Source organism: Convivina praedatoris (assembly GCF_933208495.1).
Taxonomy (GTDB): domain Bacteria; phylum Bacillota; class Bacilli; order Lactobacillales; family Lactobacillaceae; genus Convivina; species Convivina praedatoris.
In genome coordinates this window covers 13,152-34,051 of the sequence record NZ_CAKOET010000010.1, presented here as the reverse complement: position 1 = coordinate 34,051, position 20,900 = coordinate 13,152, and the positions used below count along the sequence as shown (strand labels likewise).

Here is a 20,900-nt window from a genome sequence, read left to right as displayed (position 1 = left end):
AAGAGGGGCCTGTAGCTCAGCTGGTTAGAGCACTGTGTTGATAACGCAGGGGTCACAGGTTCGAGTCCTGTCAGGCCCATGACAAGGGAGAGGGAATCCTCTTCCTTTTTTTGTTTTTGGAGAAAAATGAATAATTCAGCAATTGGAAAATTTAATGTTGAGAAAATAACTGTTCAACAAGAGCAGCAGTTAACTAATATTCAGCATTATATAGAGTGTGCTTTGAAGTCAGGTGAACATCACATTGTTGTTATTGAGGGACAAGCTGGTACTGGTAAGAGTGTTCTTTTAACAAAACTTTTTCAGCGTTTAAAAGCTGGTGCTACTTTAAAGGGATCACCTTATTATCAAAAACAATGTGTTTTTACTGTTAACCATCCAGAGTTATTGAAAATTTATCAGGAATTAGGAAGGCAATTACCTGGTATTTATAAAAAAGACTATGTTCGACCAACTTCTCTAATTAATGACTGTCATAAAACGAAGAAAATGTATGATATTGTTCTAGTAGATGAAGGACATTTATTATTTACAAAGCCAGAGCCTTATATTCGATTTACGCAAGAGAACCAATTAAGTGAAATTATTAAATTAAGTCGGGTTGTCGTTGTTGTTTTTGATTTTAAGCAGGTGATGCAGACTAAAATGTTTTGGAACAAACCATTATTAGACAAGGTTCTTGCTCCATACAAGCATGTTTTTTTTAATCTTGATTTTCAATATCGGATGCAGGCTTCTCAGGCTACTATAGAGTGGATTGATGGGTTGACTAACGGCCAAATATTACCATTACCGTCAAATCGTGGTGACTATGATTTGAGAATTTATAGTCGTGCTTATGACTTATATGAGGCTATCAAACAACGAAACATAGAGGTTGGATTATCTAGAATGCTGACAGCTACTGGATTTACCCGAGGACCACATGACGAGCATACAGTGCGCATGGATGATTTCAACCAACCATGGGATGAATTAGATGCTCAGCCAACGCCTTGGGCTGAGCGATCCGAATCAATTACGGAAGTGGGATCGATTTACACCATTCAAGGTTTTGATTTGAATTACGCTGGGGTTATTTTAAGTCCTGCTTTTGAGTATGATGCTACCACTGATTCGATTGTTGTTAATCCTGACAAGGTAACGCATACTGAAATTTATAAAAAAACACCTCGAATTCAAAGTGAACAAGAGATGACTGCTTTTAAAAGTCAGGTAATGTTTAATACGCTGAATGTTTTGCTAAAACGTGGGATTAAGGGGTTGTATGTAACCGCTGCTGATCCACAATTAAGAAAAAGACTATTAGAACTATAAAAAAGGAGAGCCACGTGGCCCTCCTTTTTTATAACTCCCATTCGTCCAGATTTTGAACCGAGTGAGTTGGCTTAAGAAGCATTTTTTGAATTTGTTCGGGTGTGGAAACGCCACTATACACCAATAAGGTGTCAATTTTCGCATTTATACCAGCAAGAATATCAGTATGATAATTGTCACCCACCATAATTGGATGCTGAGGATTTCCCAGGCGTGATAGCGCGCCGGTCATAATGGGCAGCGAGGGTTTGGCAATGATAGTCGGTTTAACATTAGTAGCTGTTTGTAAGGCTTGTACGATTGTACCTGCTCCGGGAAGCATGCCCCGTTCACTTGGTAAATTAGTATCAGCGTTAGTTGCAATGAAGCGTGCCCCCTTTTGGATAGCAAGGGTGGCATTAGCTAGCTTAGCGTAGGTTAATTGACGATCTAGGCCAGTAACCACATAATCAGCTCGATCATCACCGATAAGGTTAAAATCAGCATCGCTTAAGGAAACTTTCAAGCCCTCTTCACCAATCATATAAACGGTTTGATGACCAGGAGTGGCTGCTTTGGCTAGATAGTCAGCTGTTGCAAGAGCACTAGTGTAAACTTGATTGGAACTAGTCGGAATATCATGATTAATGGACAGATTGCGGGCAACGTCGGCTGGTGTTTTGGTGGAATTGTTGGTAACAAATAGGTAAGGAATATTGGCCTTTTGTAGCTTGCTAATAAATCGTTTAGCGGCTGGAATTGGCTTTGTTCCTTGGTAAATGGTGCCATCTAAGTCGATTAAATAGGCATCGTATTCTCGCATAGCTGAACCCTTCTGAAAAAAACTCTTAATTTTGATTTAACATCATCCTATTATAGTACAATTAAACTTGTTCATGTAGTTGAACCTATTATTATTTAGTAGACTTAATAGCAGTAGTCATCACCGCCATGGCGGTTTTTTTACTTTTATTTTAAAAGTCGGTTAAAATGGTTATTAAGGAATTAAAAGGATTATGCTCAAAGAAAAAATTTTAAGCGATGAAAAGCAAATACCACCATTTTTAACGCCAGCAGCGATTGTGTCTTTAATTGTTGCCATTAGCGCTGCTAATTTGGCAGTCAACGTAGCTACTGGTACACAAGAAGGGAAGAAGGTTAGCTCGGTTAGTTATGTATCAACCTCTTCGACTAGTATCGCTAATAGTGAAAAGCATTCATCAAGTAGTGAGTCGAGTCACAGCAGCACACAGAGTAGTTATTCTTCGGAAAAGGCGGTTTCTTCTAGTGATTCGTCGAGTGGGGAATCTAGTACTAGTTCACAGGAATCTAAAGGTAGTTCTAGTAGCAGTCAACAAAGTGATAAAGTATCTAGCAATGATACAAGTAGTAAGGTGTCAGAACAGGGGTAATATAGCATGTTTTCACTATTAGATATTGTTAATAGTTATTTGGGATATTTTACTACTAATACTCGAACTAAAGGAAAAATCTATACCGTTGTGGCTATGGCTGGTGTTTGGTATATTTTATATTTATCATTACGATTTTTTCAAAACGGTCGTTGGTTACGTGGATCCTTATTAGTCGCAGTGTTCTTAGTATTGCTGTATTTTAGCATTTTAAATGTATTTTACTTTTTTACAACTAAGGCCATGAAATGGGATGTTTCACGATTGCTTGCTAAGGTATTGGGGACGACAATTCCAGTGGCCGGCGAAGCTACGGCTGCTCACCCCATTATTATGCCAGCTAATGGCATGTATGATCGTAAAGATGTGCTAAAGGCTGAGGTGCAGTTTAGCGATCAGCAGCAGCAGGCTATTGATAATTTAGCTCAGCAATTAGAAGCGATGAATATGTGGGCCCATGATTATCACAGTCTCAATAAAAAGGGGCAGCGTCAAATCATTGCTCAAGATGGCTGTATCCATGATAATCATCCAGGGACTTTACTGCCATATTTTGATTTACAAGAGATGGCAGATGGTAGTTTAGACATTGTAGCTGGGCTGAATCAGTTACAAGCACAAGATATTGCTACAATTACTAAAATTGGTTTATTACCGGTTAGACAGGCTCAAAAAGATTACCAATTATCATTAGCTTCGGTGGTTATTACAGGTGGGAAAAGTCATGTGCAGGGCCGTCGAGAACTAGTAGAAGTTGTTAAACCACACTATGTAAAAGTTGAAGTAGCTTATGCCCAGCGTGAAAAGGTTTAAGCGCAGTGGGAAATAGATAGCTAGGGTGAGAAATATGTTTAGCATGAGGAATCGTGTTCAAGATTTATGGCAGCAGGTGTTGTCGCCTAAAAATTGGAATAGACAACTTAACAGTCGTAAAGGTTTTTTCGTGTGGATTGTTATTTTGATGGTTTTAAAAACAATTCTAGCCTACGGGGCTGATTTTAACTGGTTGCATATTGCTAGTCCAGTTCAATTTATCTTGATATTTTTTAATCCAGTTGGGTTTACTATTATTTTCTTGAGTTTAGCTCTATTTATTCGACGTAAAGAATTATATTACGGGGCTTTATTGTTGTTAGATGGCCTTTTGACAACGTTACTCTACATTAATGTGACTTATTTTCGAGAATTTTCGGACTATATGTCGATTAATACAATGTTGGGGTACAAGACCGTTAACCAAGGGACAAAAGTTGCTGGTGCCGTTACTTTAAATTGGCACGATGTTTTCTTTTGGGCCGATATTGTGGTCTTGATTGGGTTGTTTGTCTTTAAAAAAATCAAATTTGATAATCGTCGATTGCCGCAATTTTATGCTTTTAAAACTTTTACTTTCGGATGGCTTTTACTGGCTTTGAATTTTATGGTGGCTGATATTGAACGACCCCAGTTATTAACTCGTCAGTTTGACCGAGAATATTTAGTTAAGTATTTGGGCTTAGGTCCCTTTACTATCTGTGATGCCTATAACACGTATGAAACCAGTCAGGTGCGTAAGAGCGCTCGTCCAGATCAACTAGATGAAGTTAAGGCCTATATTAAAAGTCACTATGCGGAGGTCAATCCTAGTTTTTATGGAACCGCTAAAGGGAAAAATGTGATTGTCATTCATTTGGAAAGTTTTCAGCAACTTTCAATTGATCGTCAGATTAATGGACAAGAAGTAACACCGTTCTTGAATAGTTTGTATCATGATCAGGGGACGATTGCCTTTGATAATTTTTTCCATCAAGTGGGACAGGGTAAAACTTCGGATGCTGAAAATATGCTGGAAACTTCTACCTTTGGGCTTCCGCAGGGATCTTTATTTTCTAAGCTAGGGAATGACCAGACTTTCCAGGCAATGCCAGCAATTTTAAACCAGCGTGCTGATTATTCGAGTGCAGTTTTCCACGGTAATACCGGTACATTTTGGAACCGGAGTAACGTCTATAAGCGAATGGGCTACCAAAATTGGGTTTCAGGTGAGTATTTTGATGTTACTGGTAAAAAAGCTACTTCCTGGGGCTTGAAGGATAAACTCTTATTCCGTGATTCAGTACCATACTTAGAGCGCTTGTCACAACCGTTTTATGCGAAGTATTTGACGGTCACTAACCATACACCTTTTGATATTGATAAACAGGATCAAGATCCTAACTTTGTAACCACTAATAGTGGTTCTAAATATGTTGACAATTACTTTGTAGCTAACCATTACTTGGATCAATCATTAAAAGAATTTTTTGATTATCTTAAGAAAACGGGATTGTATGATAATACCATGGTTGTTTTGTATGGGGATCATTATGGTATTTCAAACACTGAAAATCATTATCTGGCACCAATTTTGGGGCGTACAGATGGTGAATGGACTGATTTAGATAATGCTAATTTGCAGAGGACACCACTGATCATTCATATACCAGGCTATAAGGAGGGGCATATTGACCATACTTATGGTGGGGAAATTGATGTGGCACCAACAATTGAACATTTGCTAGGCATTAGCACGAAACGCTATATTCAGTTTGGGCAGGATTTGTTAAGTACTAAACGTCAACAGCTAGTTGTCTTCCGAAATAAAGACTGGATTAGTCCTGATTATGCTAGTCTTTCAGGTAGTTATTGGAATGTTAAAACGGGTCAGCGGATTACGGATCCGACGACACAAGAGCAAGAAACTTTCAATAAATTACAGGATTCAGCTGTTAAAGAACTGGCGATGTCAGATGATGTTAATCAAAAGAACTTACTACGTTTTTATGATCCAAAGGGTTTTAAGGCTATTGATGATCGTAATTATGATTATAGTAAGTCGGCCACCGTTAAACGATTAAAGCAGCAAAGTGAGGAACGTAAGTCGAACAGTTTGTATGCTAAAAATGGCGACAAGACAACGTTGGGTGATTATGTAACGGATGCTCCTGAAGTATATGATGCTAAGGGGGATACCACTCGTGTGATTCCGCGTGGTGCTGATGATTTTTCAGGAAGTAATTGATAAATAAAGGACTAGTATAGACTACTAGTCCTTTTTAGGAAGATGGCATGTGGCAATATCAAGTATCAGTTGATAATTATAATAGTGGGAAATCAATTAAAGAATTTTTAATTGATAACTATCTACCGAAACACTTAAGGGGTGCCTTACGGCAACATAAAGGTTTAGTTGTTAATGGTCAAATCGTTGCTACTAGTTATGTATTAAAAATAGATGATTGCCTGACCATGAGGTTTAACGTGGATGATTTCTATGCGCCAGACAGTTACCGGCCTAATTATCATCAGGCAATTAAAGTTATTTATGAAAATAATGACTTAATGGTGCTTGATAAACCAGCTGGAATGAAAATGCATGCTCATTCGCCAAGTGAAGATGATACGCTATTAAATTATGCGGCTGCCTATTTAAAACAAAATCAAACTTTGTCGGCGCAAGCACCAGCCCAGCCATATATGGTTCACCGATTAGACCGGGATACTTCTGGATTGGTCCTCATTGCTAAAAATCCAATTGTGGTGCCAATTCTAAACCGACAGCTTAGTAAAAAAGAAATTCAACGGACTTATTATGCTTGGGTTAAAGGGCATATGTCAGCTACTACGGGTATAATTAATCGCCCAATTGGGCAACATCCAACTGATGATCGATTACGGTGGGTGGATGATGATTGTGGACAGACGGCTCAAACTGGTTGGCGGGTCGTTGAGCAAATAAGCGATAGGAGTTTACTTAAATTAGTGCTATCGACGGGGCGAATGCATCAGATACGGGTGCATTTAGCAAGTGTAGGGCACCCAATTATTGGGGATTCTTTGTATGGGGGCCTCAAGGCCAGCCGTTTAATGCTACAAGCAGGGCAGTTGGATTTTATTCAGCCGTTTAGTGGAAAAAATTTGTCAATTAAACTTAAAAATAATCAATTATTTTGGGAATAAAAAAAGGTGAATTGCTATTTAGCAATTCACCTTTTTTATTTTAAGCTTGCGTCGGACGATAAAAGATACGAAGCACTCCTCCGGCTAAGACAGCCGCTAGAAGTTGTGCTGCTAGGTAAATCCATATAAAGGAGCCAGCTTGATTACTGGTGTAAAAGATGGGTGCAATAACCCGAACTGGGTTTAAAGCACCACCGCTAAGCGGAAAAGCAGTAAACATTGTTAAGGTTAAAAATGTCCCGGCAATGACCGGACTTAAGCGGGGATGCTCTTGGATTGCTAACAGGATGACTAATACTAAAAAGAAAGTTAGCACTAGTTCAACTCCGAAAGTATAGGGTGCTAATAGATCACTAGATGTTGGATGTAAGGAGCTCAAAATTTGAGTGGTGGAAATATTTTGACTGGCAGATTTTTGAATGTTAGATAGTCCATTAATTCCAGCAATGGTAAAACCAAGCCCAGTAATACCACCTAGAAGTTGGGCAACAGTATACCCTAGACAAGTTTTCCAAGTGATTTGACCAGTGATAGCCGCTCCGATTGATACGGCTGGGTTAAAGTGGCCACCATTGGCCCATGGCCCCCAGATGAACATTGAAGTCATTAGAGCTAGTCCAAAAGTTAGCATAATATCAAATATTTGGGCGAAATTAAAGGCAGTTAAATAAATGATACTCGCACCGGCAAAGAGCATAAATAGTAAGGTTCCTAAAAATTCAGCAAGATACTTGCGCATGAATATCTCCTTGAGTCATTTTTTATACGGCAATCTTTAATAGGATAACATTTTATAGCTATTAATCGGAAAATTTATTTGCGCAATAGTAGGGCGTTAAAGGCCACAATTACAGTGGATAGTGACATAACAATGGCCCCAATCATGGGGTTCAAAGTGATACCCGCAAAGGTGAACAGCCCAGCAGCGGCAGGAATAGCTAGTACGTTATAACCAGCTCCCCACCATAGGTTTTCGATCTCCTTACGGTTAGCATTATAGGCTAGGTGAATTAGATCAATTACTTTAGTAAGACTGGGCGAAATCAAAACGGCATCAGCTGAAGCTTGGGCGACTTGTGTGCCAGCGCCAATGGCGATACTTAGGTTGGCTTGGGCTAGGGCAGGGGCATCATTGATACCATCACCAATCATCATTACTTGGCCTTTGTTTTGATATTCTTTGACCAATTTAATTTTATTTTGGGGAGATGTCTGCGCTCTAACTTCAGTGATACCAAGTTGCTGGGCGACATGGTCAGCGGTTTGCTGATTATCACCGGTAACCATTACTGGTGTAATACCCGCTGCCTTTAAATCCTGAATAAACTGAGGGGTTGAAGCCTTGATACTGTCTCCTTGAGAAATAGCAGCGAGGACTTGCTGGCCATTAGTTAAATAAGAAACAGTTCCCATATTATCTAAGGGTTGATACTGAATATGGTTTTCATCTAAATAGCGTCCGGAGGCTAAAGTATAGGTGACGTTTTTTAGTTGCCCCTGAACACCATAGCCGTTTAGTACTTTAACCTGAGTCATTGGAGTGGCTTGAATTTTTTTATTAGTAACATAGCTTACTAATGATTTAGCCAAGGGATGAGTTGATTGACTTTCCAATCCAGCCATAATAGCTAGGGCATCATCTTCTTTAATATCAGTAAACACTAATTTTTGGACGGTAAAATGACCATTGGTTAATGTGCCAGTTTTATCCATTAGAGCGTATTGAATATTTTTGGCCATAATCACATTCTTGTGATTTTTAATTAAAATACCGTCACTAGCGGCAATAGCTTTAGTTCGTTGGATAACCATAGGAATAGCCAATCCGAGAGCGTGGGGACATGCAATCACTAAAGTAGTCACGGCAATGTTAATGGCAAAATTTAACCCTTTAAGGGGTGTCCATATTAAAAAGGCACCAATGGCAAAGGCGAGAGCTAGCCAGAATAGCCAAGAAGCTACTTTGGTGGCCAAATCTTCAGCTTGTGATTTAGCATTTTGAGAGTGGACTAAAGTATTTTCTAGCTGACCAATAAAAGAATTGTTACCGACACCATTCAACAAGACTAGAAGGGTGGCATCACCATTGATGGTCCCGCCGATAACTTTATCGCCGACGTTTTTAGTAATCGGTTTACTTTCACCGGTCATCAAGGATTCATCAACTTGACTTTGGCCACTTTGCACCAAGCCATCACCTGGGAAGGCTTCACCAGCCAAAACTTGAACCACCATACCGTTTTTAAGACTACTAAGGGGCATATCCATAAAAGTGTCGCCGTGCTGTACATGAGCAGTTTCTGGCATTAGCTTGCGCAGTTCTGTGGTAGCATCACCCGCCCGCATGGTAGCTGACATTTCTAATAAATGGCCTAAAAGCATGATTACGACTAAGGTAGCAAATTCCCAGAAGTAGTCCATAACATCGCTGTGCAGGAAAGTGTTTGCTAATAAGGCGTAAATTGAATACCAGAAAGTTACTAAAAGACCCATGCTAATTAAACTCATCATAGCTGGCTTTTTTTGTTTAAGTTCAGCAATTGCACCGGTGAAAAATGGTTTGGTACCCACTATATAAAGAGCAGCAGCTAAAACAGCAGTGACCCAATTACTACCTGGAAATGTTTTGGTGAAGGGTAAATTTAGACCCATTAACGGGGTGATAAAAATAATGGGTATCATCAGAATCAGTGACCACCAGAAACGCCGCCGCATATCCCCCATGTTCATATTCATCATGCTGCCACCGGGCATCATGTGCATGTGTCCGCTGTGTTGGTGCATTGACATGTCAGTCATCGAATTATTATGTGACATTTGGCTCATATCATGCTGATTAGACATTGAGGACATGTCATGCATTTGATCTTTATTCATTTGGACTCCTCTCCTATATAACCACTCAATCAGATAATGTTAGGGGTCTAGTTTACATCTGCTTGTAATAAAATACAAATTAAGTCTTTAATATATGCTATTAGGAGTAATATTATTTAATTTTTTCTTTTAAAATAAAAATTGGTATACACGAAAAATATTAATGTTGAGCTCACTCAATTGTGATGCTTTTTCGTGCTATCCTAGTAGTAACCCATATTAGATAATTATTGTATATTGTGCACTAAGTTTGAGGAATTTAAAATGGTTCAGTCACCTAAAAATACAAATGTTTCTGCAATGTTTGACCGTTTGGCACCTGAGTATGATCGGATGAATAATATTATTAGTCTGGGTACTCACCGGCACTGGCGGCGTAAAGTTATGCAAAAAATTCGTTTTAGTCAACGAGACGATATTTTGGATGTGGCTACTGGTACTGCTGACTGGGCTTTAGCTTTAGCAGCAAGCAGTAGTCGCCAATCGCGGGTAGAAGGCTTGGATTTTAGTGTTGAAATGTTGGCCGTGGGACAACAAAAAATTAATGCTAGTCTGTATAAGGATAAAATTCAGTTGACACAGGGTGATGCGATGGACTTGCCCTATGAAAATAATCAGTTTGATATTGTAACTATCGGCTTTGGTTTACGTAATTTGCCAGATCCTAAACGAGGATTAGCTGAGATTTACCGGGTACTAAAGGCGGGGGGCCAACTAGTTATTTTAGAAACATCACAACCGCAAAATCGATTTATCAAACCTTTTTGGCAATTATATATTCGTAAAATTGTTCCTAATTTTGGTCGGGTATTTGCCAACGGAAAACATCAAGAATATCGTTATCTAGATGAAACGACCGAAGCTTTTATGGATTTTAAGTCACTAGATCATTTATTAGCTCAAGTCGGTTTTATAGAACGTAAAACGTTTAGTTTTAATTTGGGTGCTGCCCGTGCCTATTATGGAATCAAGGAATAATTAAGAAGAAAATTATGAATCAAGGATCAGTTAAGAAAAATATTACGCTGTTATTTTCAACCGTTGTGGTTGGTTCGCTGGTAGGATTCGTTGCCATGTCACTATCATTTTTTTTGGATGGTGTAGAATCACTTTTTTTACATTTTAATGAATCAGCCAGTCAACCTAGTCCAATCAGTAGTCAGCCGTGGCTGCGTTTATTATCGGTTTTTCTAGGTGGAACTCTCGTATCCCTTGTCTGGTATTTATTGCGTAAATATGGTCGGCCGATTGTAGGGATTAAGGGCGCTGTTAAGGGTCAAGAAATGCCACTAATGGAAACTTTGGTCAATGTCGTTACCCAGATATTTTATGTTGGTACGGGTGGATCAGTTGGTCGTGAATTAGCTCCTCGACAAGCGGGAGCAGCTTTAGCTCAGTGGTGGGGCCGATTGCTAGGTAAAATGAAGTTGGGTAGGTTAGATGCTGATGACCTTCAACTCTTGGTTACTGCAGCTGCTGGGGCTGGTTTTGCTGGCGTATATATTGCACCCATTACGGGAATGCTTTTTTCAATTGAGGTGTTGCTAAAGAAGGTTTCCATTCGAACCATTACCGTTAGTTTGGGGATGTCAATTATTGCCACTTTATTTGGTTCGTTAGCTAAGGGATTTCGTCCTTACTATCTTGTTGGTGATTTACATTTTTCGATTCCTATTCTAGTAGTAGGATGTTTGTTAGCACCAATTGCTGGCGTGACTGGTGCCTTTTTCCGTAAGGCAATGGCTTGGGCACAAACACATCAAAAATCAGGAACGGCTATATTGTGGCAGCTACCACTAGTAGCTTTAGCGACAGGGGCTGTGGCGTATTACTATCCTAATATTTTTGGAAATGGCCGGCCAATTGCCCAAAGTGCGATGAATGTTTCTAATTTAAGTTTTGCGACCACTTTATTGCTATTAGCGCTAATTAAATTTGGATTAACTTTTTCTACATTAAAGGCTGGTGGAACTGGTGGAACTTTGACGCCAGCAATTGCTAGTGGCGCAGCGCTTGGGGCAATGTTGGGGTCCATTTTAACCTTATTTATTCCAGGTATCTCGATATCACAAATAACGATTTTGATGGCTACTGCCTTTCTAGCGGCTTCACAGCAAGCACCGTTAATGGCAATGTTTATGATTTTTGAAATTAGCCACCTTGATTATTCTGCTTTACTACCGTTAGGAGGGGCCGTTGTGATTGCAGTAACAACGACTAAGGCCCGCTGGCGGTAGCGCCCGTGTTGTACTACTAGTCCATGTTTTATTAAAAAGATTCCTTTATTGGGAATTTTACAGTGAGTTTATGGTATACTTACAGCAGTGCAATTCCAAATTGGTAGGGGCACAAAAGAATAATAGGAGGATATTATGGGTGCAATTAAAGCTGTTTCCAAAACAGCAATTGCAGCCTTGCTAGGTTTCGGTATGCTTACCTCTGTGCAAGCTAGTGCCGATAACACTGGTGACTTGCAGCCTTTCACTGCAGATTCTTTGCAGACACCACTTCAGCCATTTACTGCTGATAGTGCACAAGCTACAAGTACCACTACTGCTCCTAGTCAGTCTGTTGTTAAGACTGACCAGGGTAGTGGTTACACCAAGCCAGACTCAGATGTACCGTTTGAGAATGCTTTGACTACTGCTAGCAACTTTTTTGGCGACAAAAAAGTTACTAACAACCAGTCAAATGGTGTAGTGTCTAGTCCTAAGCAGTACAACAGTGATGTCGACGCTGCTAATGATCTTCGGATGATTACGCCAGTCGAAAACATGAGCACTGACTTTGGAAAGCTTAACGGCGATCTCAAAAAGCTTGAGAACACTAATAAGCAAACTGAAGTTACAAATGCTAAAGTTGCTGTAACTAACTTGGGAGCTAACAGCAAGGATGTTGATGCTAATCAGTTTAAAAATGCTGCCTATACTCATACTCAACTAAGTAACAATGGTACTGCTATGGATCAGTACTTCAATTCTGCAACTAAGGAATTGAGCTTGGTTTTGAATGGTAAGGCAGTGACTATCAGTAATGGTGACTACACAGTAGTTACTGGTGCTGATGGTAAGCAGTACAAGGTCTTTAATCCTGGTACTGGAAATGCATTAGTTCAAGATGAAACTTTTGCAGAAAAGAAGGCTGCTGCTTCTCAAGCAGAGACTTCTGTTGCCAATGACATTTTGCCAAAGGTAGCAATTACTACTATTTTGGGTGTTGATAGCGCTCTTCAAGGTATTAGTAACGTAGCAGTAGGTGTCGTAGACGGCATCTGGACTGCTATCAACAGTGTACTTTACACTATTGGTGGCGTGTTGAATGCTACATGGGTCGGTGCCTTAATTGGTGGACCTTTGCAAATCGGTGTTGCTGTTTCTTATGGTATCCAAGTTGCTGTGCGTGAAGCATGGCGTTTGGCAGACCGTGCTCGCCGTGTTGCTTTGTATAGTTTGATTCCGTTGGTAGTTGGACCTGCTTATACAGCTCAACTTATCAACAACTACAACACTAACCGTGTTGCAAATGGAACTAAGCAAGACAACGAATTAATTGCTGCTCTTTCTAACGGAAAGGTACCAGCAATTACTGAGCCTAAGACAGTTAACGGTGAAGCTGATAAGGCTTCAGCTGCAACTATCGCTGATGCTGTCTTTGAAGGTACTTTCCTTGGTACTGAAGCGGTTGAAAACGCTGGTACTGGAATCCTTTGGGGACTTGCTAACGCAGGTATCACAGCTTTGACTTATGCATCTGGTATTACTACTGGTGTATTGTCAGCTGTGCCAATCGTTGGTACTATCGCTCAAATTATCGGTGGACCTTTGACTCTTGCCGGATTTATCGGTGGATCAATCGCTTACGATGCTGAAAATGTTGCTGATGACGTTCGTCGTTTGTACAACAAGGGAATGCTTTTGGGGGCTTTGTGGTCTTCAAGTGCTGCCCGTGTTGCTAACATGTACAGCAATGTAATTGACGCTGTAAACAATGGCGATGCTACTGTTTACAAGTTAGCTTAATTTATTAAGCTGCGCAGCAGTTCAATCACTGAATTTGGAAACCTCTAACATTTACGTGTTAGGGGTTTTTGTTTGTGGTTTATGTGGTAGAATGTTAAAAAAATAGGGATTTACAGGCGATATCTAGGATAATATTGCCGTTGAAAAGAAAGGTTTTTCATGCGGATTAATGTTTTGCAACATACACCTAACGAAGGAATAGGGTCAATTATGAATTGGGCTAGTTTGTATGGTCATGACATTTACATCTATCATCCCTACCAATTTGATCATCTTCCGACTGCTGATACTACCGATATGCTAGTTATTTTGGGTGGACCTATGAGCCCAAATGATGATATGGATTGGATAAAAGCTGAGCGTAAGTTGATTAATCAGTTATTAAAAAAAGATATACCAATGTTTGGTGCTTGTTATGGCGCGCAACAGATTGCTAAAACCTTGGGTTGTTCAGTAACTAATGCGCCATATAAGGAAGTTGGCTGGGCACCGGTTTATCGACAAAACAATATTATCAAGGGCCTGCCTGCAGTGTTATATCCTTTGCATTGGCATGAAGAAATGGCTGAGCTACCAGTGGGCGCCATTCAGTTATTTAAAAGTGATTTAGTTGATCAACAAGGTTTTTTGTTGGGAAAACATGTGTTAGGACTACAGTTTCATTTTGAACCATTATTAACTAATTTGCGGGAGATGGTTGTTAATGATCAAAGCTATCCAGACGATAATAATGCTTTAAAACAAAGTGCTGCTGAGATTTTAGCTCATGGGGTTCCAGCTGAAAATGAAGTAGTTATGTTTACCCTGTTGGATTATATTACGAGTGATTAACCTTAAAGACACAAAAAAGGAGCAGATTTCTGCTCCTTTTTTTATTTTTTACCGATATCCTGAATTTGCTTTAGTTCGGAAAGTTTCCATTGAACGTAAGTTTGATTAGTAGGACTGGTCTCAGTAACCTTTACAATTGGGACCTGGTTTTCCTTAGCTAATTTAACGATATTATTCACAGTACTGCTGGAAGTTTGCGTATTATCAACTAAGAAGCCTATTTGGTGAGTTTTAATGTTGTTTTGTAGACTAGTCAAAACAGCGGGAGAAGGATCATTACCTTCCTCGACAGCTTCGGCAAAATCTTCATCAGTAATGTGATAGCCTAGGGCATCTAACATATAACCAAAGACTGGCTCAGTTTGAGCAACCTTTTGACTAGGGACTTGCTCCTTTAGTTCATTTACTAAATCAGTAACTGGCTTTAGGCTATCAATATACTTTTGGGCGTTAGCCTGATAATCGTCCTTGTGCTTGGGGTCTTTCTTACTAAGATCATCAGCTAAGTACTTGGCGGTATCAATCATGGTCTGGGGATCATTCCATAGGTGAGGATTGTCGCCTGATTTTTTATGAACAATATCCTCGCCGACGCGAATTAATTCGGTCTTTTTGGAAGTTCGTGCTAATTTATTTAACCAAGAATCATATTCTAATCCGTTAGCAAGAGCGATATCGGCTTGACTGACTTGATTAGCCACAGAACGAGTTGGCTCGTAGTCTTCAGGAGAAACGTTTTGCTTAGTGATAATGGCTTGGACATTCGCGTGGGAACCTGCTACAGTTTTGGCCACTTCACCATAAACATTAGTTGAAGCAACGATTGTTAGTTTATCGCTTTCTTTTCGATTTGTATTATTGTTTTTCAGAACGGCAAAGCTAATGCTAGCGACGACAATAACGAGCATACCTAAAATGATTAGATGGATTTTTTTCATGAGGGATCCTTTCGGGCAATGGCATTCATTTTGGTTAGAAATTCTTGAATGGTATTTTGCTGATTAGTATCAAACTGATTTAAGGCTTGATTGATTGCTTGATGCATTTCTGTGTGGGCTTGTAAGTGGTGATGAGCCAAGGATAGGCCGGTTTTGGTAAGCTGAAATTCAATCTGACGCTTATCGGCTTGTGTGGCTTGGCCAGTGATATAGCCTTGGCTAGTTAAACTTTTAAGAGCCTTAGTAATAGCTGGTTTACTCAAGTGCATGGTTTGGGCTAAATCACGATTGGTTTGTGGCTGCTTAGCTAGTAACATTAGTAAATGCCCTTGGGTTGTACTGATGTTGGTTGAATCTAAGTTTTGTTTAGCCACTAATTCAGCCGTGGTAGCGTAGGCTTGAATAAAAGAATTTAGTTCAACTAAAATCCGATCGGTCGCAGTCATAGCAGACTCCTTTGAAACAGTTAACTGGTTAACTAAATTGTTAACCAGTTAACTTTAATATGTTTCTTAATTTTTGTCAAATAAAAACTAACCGGTTGCTCCGATTAGTCGTATTAGTTAAAACGTTGTAGTGAAAAGGAGCTTAAGTCAAAATGGATTTGTTGTCGCTGAGCTCGTTGAGCGATAATTTCACCTAGGACGCTGGCGAATTTAAAGCCATGTCCACTGAGTCCAGTAACAACTTGAATATTGGATTGATTGGGTAGCCAATCAATAATGAAGTTTTCATCTGGAGATAAATCATAGGAACAAGCCCCACCATGATTTAAGCCAGTTATCCCTTGTAGATGTTTTTCTAAGAAGGGGTTAATTTCCAGGGTGTCATCGGGGTAATTTCCAAAAGCTAGGCGGTCTGTACGTTTTTTAATGGCTTGACCACCATTATGGCGACCAATTTTAATTTGGTTATTTTTCCCGGGAAAGCCATAGTAAATTTGATCAGTTGTCGTAGTCACAGTAAAACATGGAAAGCCCGCAGACTCTTCGAGCCTTACATCGTCGATATTGAACCAAGAAAAAACTTTACGTACTGGCTTAATTGGTAAATGTGGTAGTAGTTCTTTGACCCATGAACCTGCGGTGACAGCAGCTTGTTGGGCCAGATAGGTGGTCTTACTAGTTTGAATTTCAATTAAATCAGGACTGAGGGGCTTTAGGGACAGTACTTTAGCGGAAAAATCCTGTTTGGCACCATAATTAGCAGCACCTTGTAAATAACTTTTAATAATGTTTTCGGATAGTAGATAACCACCGTTATTTTCAAAGATACCGGCATAATCATCATTAAACTGCCAATTTGGCCAACGTTTGTGAATCTCCGATGGGGTAAGATTATCGACATTTAATTGGTAGATATCAGCACTTTGTTTGATATTTTTCAGAAAATTGCTATCCTTGGGTGCTATGTTTAAGACGCCAGTTTGATGGAAAATATCTTGATTGCTATTCTGTTGGAGCTGGTTCCAGAGTTCTTGAGCTCTTAATACCAGCGGAACGTACTGGTCGCCTTCGCCATAGGCATGACGAATAATTCGCGTTTGGCCATGGTGAGAACCTTGATCATGTGGCGGGCGATTTAAATCTAATTCAAGCACGGAAAGGCCATCACGACTAGCATAATATCCAGCGGCTGATCCAACTGATCCGGTACCGATAATGGCCAAATCATAAATTTTTTTCATAGTGTTTTTCCTTTAAATTTTTATTTAGTAGATAAAAAATCCACTTCTAGTGCATTACTAGAAGCGGATTTAACCACGGTACCATTCTAATTTAATCGCCATTAATATAGCGATTCTCAACAACGTCATTGAAATAACGTGTGCAATGGATAATGGTTGCCACCCCATCAGCATTTAATGATCAATGCTGCCAAATCACAGGCCATCTTCATGAAATTCGATGTAATCTACTCACAGTTTACGTAGACTTTCTGAACTATCAAAAATCATTACTCTCCTGGTCACTTTGTTTTTATCTTTAACTATTGTTAGGAAGTATAACTGTAATTAAAAGTCTTTGTCAACAATAAATTAGTTTAAAATGATAATATTATGAAAGAATATCATTGCTATTCATCAACCAATATAAAAATTTGGACAAAAAAAGTCGTCCCGTAGAACGAGTTAGCCGTATTAATGACCAATAACGAGGGCAAAATCCCAAAACCAATGTAAGCCAACTCCACCCCAGATTGAACGTGATAAACGAACAGCCATATAAATGCCAGTACCAATAATCATGGTTGAGAATGTCTGTAGGCTTGCTTGCACCAAGGGAGCCCCGGTAATGATATTGGGAAAGTGCCAGAGTCCAAACAAAATCATGGATAAAATCCAAGATACAACTTCGTTATTTTCACGACGCAATTCTGATAAAGCGAAACCACGGAAAACAGATTCTTCAGTTAAACCAACAAAGAAGACTGAACAAAATGACATCAATAAGCGATTCATGGAATCATCATTCCAGTGATGCGTAATCGTGTTTAAATTCTTAGTTAGGTTATATAATGAAAAACCAATCATACCCACAACTACGATGGCAAATAGAATCTTTAGTGGTGTTGAGAGCTCTGGTTGCTTGGCATAAATTTGCTGAGTGCGATCCAACTTCTTCATGTATAAGAAGAAAAGAACAAATGTAATAGCCATGGGTGCACCCACGTGCCAAAAAATCGTGTTCGTATTTTTGAAAAAAGTGTCATACGTCGCAAAGGAAAATACATCAAAAAGACGCGATAGTCCTGTCCAAATAATGGAGAAAGTGATGGTAATCAATGCGATTTGACCAAACTTTTTAGTGTTCTGGTTCATATTCCAAACTCCTTATAAATAAAATATACCGATGGGTTAAAATGCCCATAATTTTCATTATAGCATGGGTGTGTGAATGGCAGCTAAAATCTCGTTAAAAATGGTATTTTGTTCGGTAGTTAGAATGGGGCTTTTCCTGTATACAAAGCCAACCTTCAGTTGTGGTTGCTCTGGGTCAGATAGGGGAATAAATTTAACATCGGGATGCTGAATATTTTTACTAGAAACCATAAAACCAATTCCACGATTTTGGCTTACTAGGTTCAAAATTGCGTAAGGTTCACTGGAACTAAATAAAATATTGGGCTGCAAATGATTGGCCTGGGCTAGCTGTTCAAAAGCCTGTTTGTGGATAAAACTTCCCTTGAGGAGGATGAAATTTTGATCGGCTAATTCTTTAAAAGAGATGGTGGGACGAGTGGCGAGGGGATGGTCATTAGCGACCACGATTTCAAAGGGACGTTGATCAAATTGAAGAACTTGAAAGTCATTTTGGTTAATGGCCTCCAAATAGCCCAAAAAAGAGGCATCTAATTTACCATCTTGTAGGAGTTGAATGGCCTTATGGGCGCCAACTTCCACGGTTTTCAGATGTTCTAGGGCTTGATTGGATAGCCGGCCGGCGATTTCTGGGAAATAACTAATTTGAATAATGGGGGGTAATCCCAATAATAGACTCTGTTCATCAATTCGGCCGATTTCAGTAAGGGCTAAATTATATTGTTCCAGTATGGCCTGGGCGTGTTGGGCGAAGACTTGACCGGCATGGGTTAGAGAAACAATATTATGGTGGCTACTCCGAATGGCTAATTGGGCACCAACTTCTTTTTCCAAACGTTGAATCGCTAAAGAGACGGTCGGTTGGCTAACATGAAATTGTTGGGAAACCTGCGAAAAATTATGATTGTCAGTTAAGGCTAAGTAATACTGTAAGTCGGTAATGCGCATGGAAACTCCTAAATGGTTGTTACTACGCTCATTATACCCTTGCTATTAAAAAAATTAATAACTTTGGTGGCGTTTGACTATAAAAATGATTAAGCACTAGAATGGAGACGTTTGATAGATACAACACAAGTAAAAAGGAGTAAAAAATGACTTCACCATTACAGATTTTAAACAATCCCTTTTTGAATAAGGGAACTGGTTTTACCATGGAAGAGCGAACGGAACTAGGAATTGCTGGTTTGTTGCCACCTAAGGTTCAGACTTTAGAGGAACAGGCTGATCAGACTTATCAACAATATTTGAGTAAGCCATCTGACTTAGAAAAACGCCTCTTCTTGATGGAGATTTTCAATACCAACCATACTTTGTTCTACTATTTGTTTAGCCAACACGTCGTTGAATTCATGCCCATCGTGTATGACCCAACGATTGCGGATACCATTGAAAACTACAGTGAATTGTTTGTGGATCCACAAAATGCGGTTTACTTGTCAATTGACCAACCGGATACCATTGAAAGTGCTTTGAAGGCCGGTGCTGATGGCCGTGATATTCAATTAATCGTGGTAACTGACTCAGAAGGAATCTTAGGAATTGGTGATTGGGGAACTAACGGTGTTGATATCGCTGTTGGTAAGTTGATGGTTTATACTGCCGCAGCTGGTGTTAATCCTGAAAACGTCTTGCCAGTTGTTTTGGATACTGGTACTAACAACCAAACTTTGTTAGATGATCCATTGTATTTGGGTAACCGTCATCCTCGTGTTCGCGGTGAAAAGTTCTATAGCTTTGTTGACCAATTCGTTCAAAAAGCTGAGGGATTGTTCCCTAACTTGTACTTGCACTGGGAAGACTTTGGTCGTGAAAATGCTGCCAATATCTTGGATAAGTACAAGAATGAAATTACGACCTTTAATGATGATATCCAGGGAACTGGAATCATTGCCTTGGCCGCTGTGCTTGGTGCAATGAACATTACCAAGGAAAAGATTACTGACCAAACTTACCTTTGCTTTGGTGCTGGATCAGCCGGTGCGGGAATTGCTAACCGGATGTATGAAGAAATGCGTCAAGAAGGTTTGTCAGAAGCTGACGCCCGTAAGCGTTTCTACTTGGTTGATAAGCAAGGCTTGTTGTTTGATGACATGGACGATTTGACTCCTGAACAAAAGCCATTTGCCCGTCAACGTTCTGAATTTGATAACGCTGATGATTTGAAGGACTTGTTGTCAGTTGTTAAAACGATTCACCCAACCATTATGGTGGGTACTTCAACTCAACCAGGTTCATTTACCGAAGAAATCGTAAAAGAAATGGCCGCTCACACGGAACGCCCAATCATCTTCCCATTGAGTAACCCAACTAAGTTGGCTGAAGCCAAGGCCGAAGACCTTTTGGCTTGGACTGATGGAAAGGCTTTGATTGCCACTGGTATTCCAGTTGCCCCAGTTGAATATAAGGGTGTAACTTATGAAATCGGACAGGCTAACAACGCCTTGGTTTACCCAGGTCTTGGTTTGGGAACGATTGCTGCGACTGCTAAGTTGCTAAATGATGAGATGATTTCAGCCGCTGCGCACTCATTGGGTGGAATTGTTGATTCTAGCCAACCGGGGGCTGCTGTATTGCCACCAGTTTCACAGTTGACTAAGTTCTCAGAAACTGTTGCGATTGCGACTGGTCAAAGTGCTATTGACCAAGGAATTACTAAGCAACCGGTTACTGATATTAAGGCTGCCATTGAAGAATTAAAGTGGACACCTAAGTATTAAAATAGTAA

The 20,900-nt window shown here is 39.8% G+C and carries 18 protein-coding genes and 1 tRNA gene; 11 read left to right on the top strand and 8 right to left on the bottom strand.

Annotated elements, in window-relative coordinates; translation table 11 throughout:
• The first annotated feature begins 5 nt into the window (after positions 1-5).
• Together M4974_RS07640 and M4974_RS07635 are read left to right on the top strand one after the other, a co-directional pair.
• A tRNA-Ile gene (locus M4974_RS07640) sits at positions 6-79 on the top strand.
• 47 nt (positions 80-126) lie between these two features.
• A complete protein-coding gene (locus M4974_RS07635; RefSeq protein ID WP_248706855.1) occupies positions 127-1,317 on the top strand; it encodes a DUF2075 domain-containing protein in 1,191 nt (396 codons plus the stop codon).
• 28 nt (positions 1,318-1,345) lie between these two features.
• On the opposite strand, the gene M4974_RS07630 is transcribed toward M4974_RS07635, so the two are convergent.
• Positions 1,346-2,119 carry a TIGR01457 family HAD-type hydrolase gene (locus M4974_RS07630; protein ID WP_248706854.1) on the bottom strand — a complete coding sequence of 258 codons (774 nt, stop codon included), beginning with the start codon at positions 2,117-2,119 and terminating at the stop codon, positions 1,346-1,348.
• A 193-nt stretch (positions 2,120-2,312) separates the two neighbouring features.
• Here M4974_RS07630 and M4974_RS07625 point away from each other — a divergent pair, with 193 nt between their 5' ends.
• Genes M4974_RS07625 through M4974_RS07610 form a run of 4 tightly spaced genes read left to right on the top strand, consistent with a single transcriptional unit; the run spans position 2,313 to position 6,686 of the window.
• Positions 2,313-2,708: a hypothetical protein gene (locus M4974_RS07625; protein ID WP_248706853.1), complete on the top strand. Its 396-nt coding sequence runs from the start codon at positions 2,313-2,315 to the stop codon at positions 2,706-2,708.
• A 6-nt stretch (positions 2,709-2,714) separates the two neighbouring features.
• Positions 2,715-3,521 (top strand): DUF6681 family protein, encoded by an 807-nt coding sequence (locus tag M4974_RS07620; protein ID WP_248706852.1) that lies wholly within the window; start codon positions 2,715-2,717, stop codon positions 3,519-3,521.
• A 43-nt stretch (positions 3,522-3,564) separates the two neighbouring features.
• Positions 3,565-5,748: an LTA synthase family protein gene (locus tag M4974_RS07615; protein ID WP_248706851.1), complete on the top strand. Its 2,184-nt coding sequence runs from the start codon at positions 3,565-3,567 to the stop codon at positions 5,746-5,748.
• 47 nt (positions 5,749-5,795) lie between these two features.
• Positions 5,796-6,686: an RluA family pseudouridine synthase gene (locus M4974_RS07610; RefSeq protein WP_248706850.1), complete on the top strand. Its 891-nt coding sequence runs from the start codon at positions 5,796-5,798 to the stop codon at positions 6,684-6,686.
• Between the two features lie 40 nt (positions 6,687-6,726).
• Here the strand turns inward: M4974_RS07610 and M4974_RS07605 are convergent, their stop codons facing one another.
• Together M4974_RS07605 and M4974_RS07600 are read right to left on the bottom strand one after the other, a co-directional pair.
• The gene (locus tag M4974_RS07605; RefSeq protein ID WP_248715902.1) at positions 6,727-7,425 is read right to left on the bottom strand and encodes an MIP/aquaporin family protein; all 699 of its coding nucleotides are present in this window, start codon (positions 7,423-7,425) and stop codon (positions 6,727-6,729) included.
• A gap of 74 nt (positions 7,426-7,499) precedes the next feature.
• Positions 7,500-9,563 carry a copper-translocating P-type ATPase gene (locus M4974_RS07600; RefSeq protein ID WP_248706848.1) on the bottom strand — a complete coding sequence of 688 codons (2,064 nt, stop codon included), beginning with the start codon at positions 9,561-9,563 and terminating at the stop codon, positions 7,500-7,502.
• Positions 9,564-9,827: 264 nt separating this feature from the next.
• On the opposite strand from M4974_RS07600, the gene ubiE reads away from it, so the two are divergent.
• The 4 genes from ubiE (at position 9,828) to M4974_RS07580 (ending at position 14,413) form a co-directional block, all read left to right on the top strand.
• Positions 9,828-10,541 carry a bifunctional demethylmenaquinone methyltransferase/2-methoxy-6-polyprenyl-1,4-benzoquinol methylase UbiE gene (gene ubiE / locus M4974_RS07595; protein WP_248706847.1) on the top strand — a complete coding sequence of 238 codons (714 nt, stop codon included), beginning with the start codon at positions 9,828-9,830 and terminating at the stop codon, positions 10,539-10,541.
• Between the two features lie 14 nt (positions 10,542-10,555).
• Entirely contained in the window at positions 10,556-11,800 is a 1,245-nt protein-coding gene (locus M4974_RS07590) for a chloride channel protein (protein ID WP_248706846.1), read from the top strand.
• A 135-nt stretch (positions 11,801-11,935) separates the two neighbouring features.
• Positions 11,936-13,582, top strand: coding sequence for a hypothetical protein (locus M4974_RS07585; protein ID WP_248706845.1), 1,647 nt, complete (start codon positions 11,936-11,938; stop codon positions 13,580-13,582).
• A 159-nt stretch (positions 13,583-13,741) separates the two neighbouring features.
• Positions 13,742-14,413 (top strand): type 1 glutamine amidotransferase, encoded by a 672-nt coding sequence (locus M4974_RS07580; protein ID WP_248706844.1) that lies wholly within the window; start codon positions 13,742-13,744, stop codon positions 14,411-14,413.
• Positions 14,414-14,454: 41 nt separating this feature from the next.
• Here M4974_RS07580 and M4974_RS07575 read toward each other — a convergent pair whose 3' ends face one another.
• The 5 genes from M4974_RS07575 to M4974_RS07555 all read right to left on the bottom strand — a co-directional run bounded on the left by M4974_RS07575 (position 14,455) and on the right by M4974_RS07555 (position 19,120).
• Positions 14,455-15,351: a metal ABC transporter solute-binding protein, Zn/Mn family gene (locus M4974_RS07575; protein WP_248706843.1), complete on the bottom strand. Its 897-nt coding sequence runs from the start codon at positions 15,349-15,351 to the stop codon at positions 14,455-14,457.
• On the bottom strand, positions 15,348-15,797 hold the full coding sequence (locus M4974_RS07570; RefSeq protein ID WP_248706842.1) for a MarR family winged helix-turn-helix transcriptional regulator: 450 nt from the start codon (positions 15,795-15,797) through the stop codon (positions 15,348-15,350). Before M4974_RS07570 ends, M4974_RS07575 begins: the two co-directional genes overlap by 4 nt.
• 113 nt (positions 15,798-15,910) lie before the next feature.
• The gene (gene solA / locus M4974_RS07565) at positions 15,911-17,038 is read right to left on the bottom strand and encodes an N-methyl-L-tryptophan oxidase (protein WP_248715901.1); all 1,128 of its coding nucleotides are present in this window, start codon (positions 17,036-17,038) and stop codon (positions 15,911-15,913) included.
• Positions 17,039-17,491: 453 nt separating this feature from the next.
• A complete protein-coding gene (locus M4974_RS07560) occupies positions 17,492-18,172 on the bottom strand; it encodes a CPBP family intramembrane glutamic endopeptidase (protein ID WP_248706840.1) in 681 nt (226 codons plus the stop codon).
• A 57-nt stretch (positions 18,173-18,229) separates the two neighbouring features.
• Positions 18,230-19,120: a LysR family transcriptional regulator gene (locus M4974_RS07555; protein ID WP_248706839.1), complete on the bottom strand. Its 891-nt coding sequence runs from the start codon at positions 19,118-19,120 to the stop codon at positions 18,230-18,232.
• A 146-nt stretch (positions 19,121-19,266) separates the two neighbouring features.
• On the opposite strand from M4974_RS07555, the gene M4974_RS07550 reads away from it, so the two are divergent.
• A complete protein-coding gene (locus tag M4974_RS07550) occupies positions 19,267-20,892 on the top strand; it encodes a malolactic enzyme (protein ID WP_248706838.1) in 1,626 nt (541 codons plus the stop codon).
• Positions 20,893-20,900: the final 8 nt, after the last annotated feature.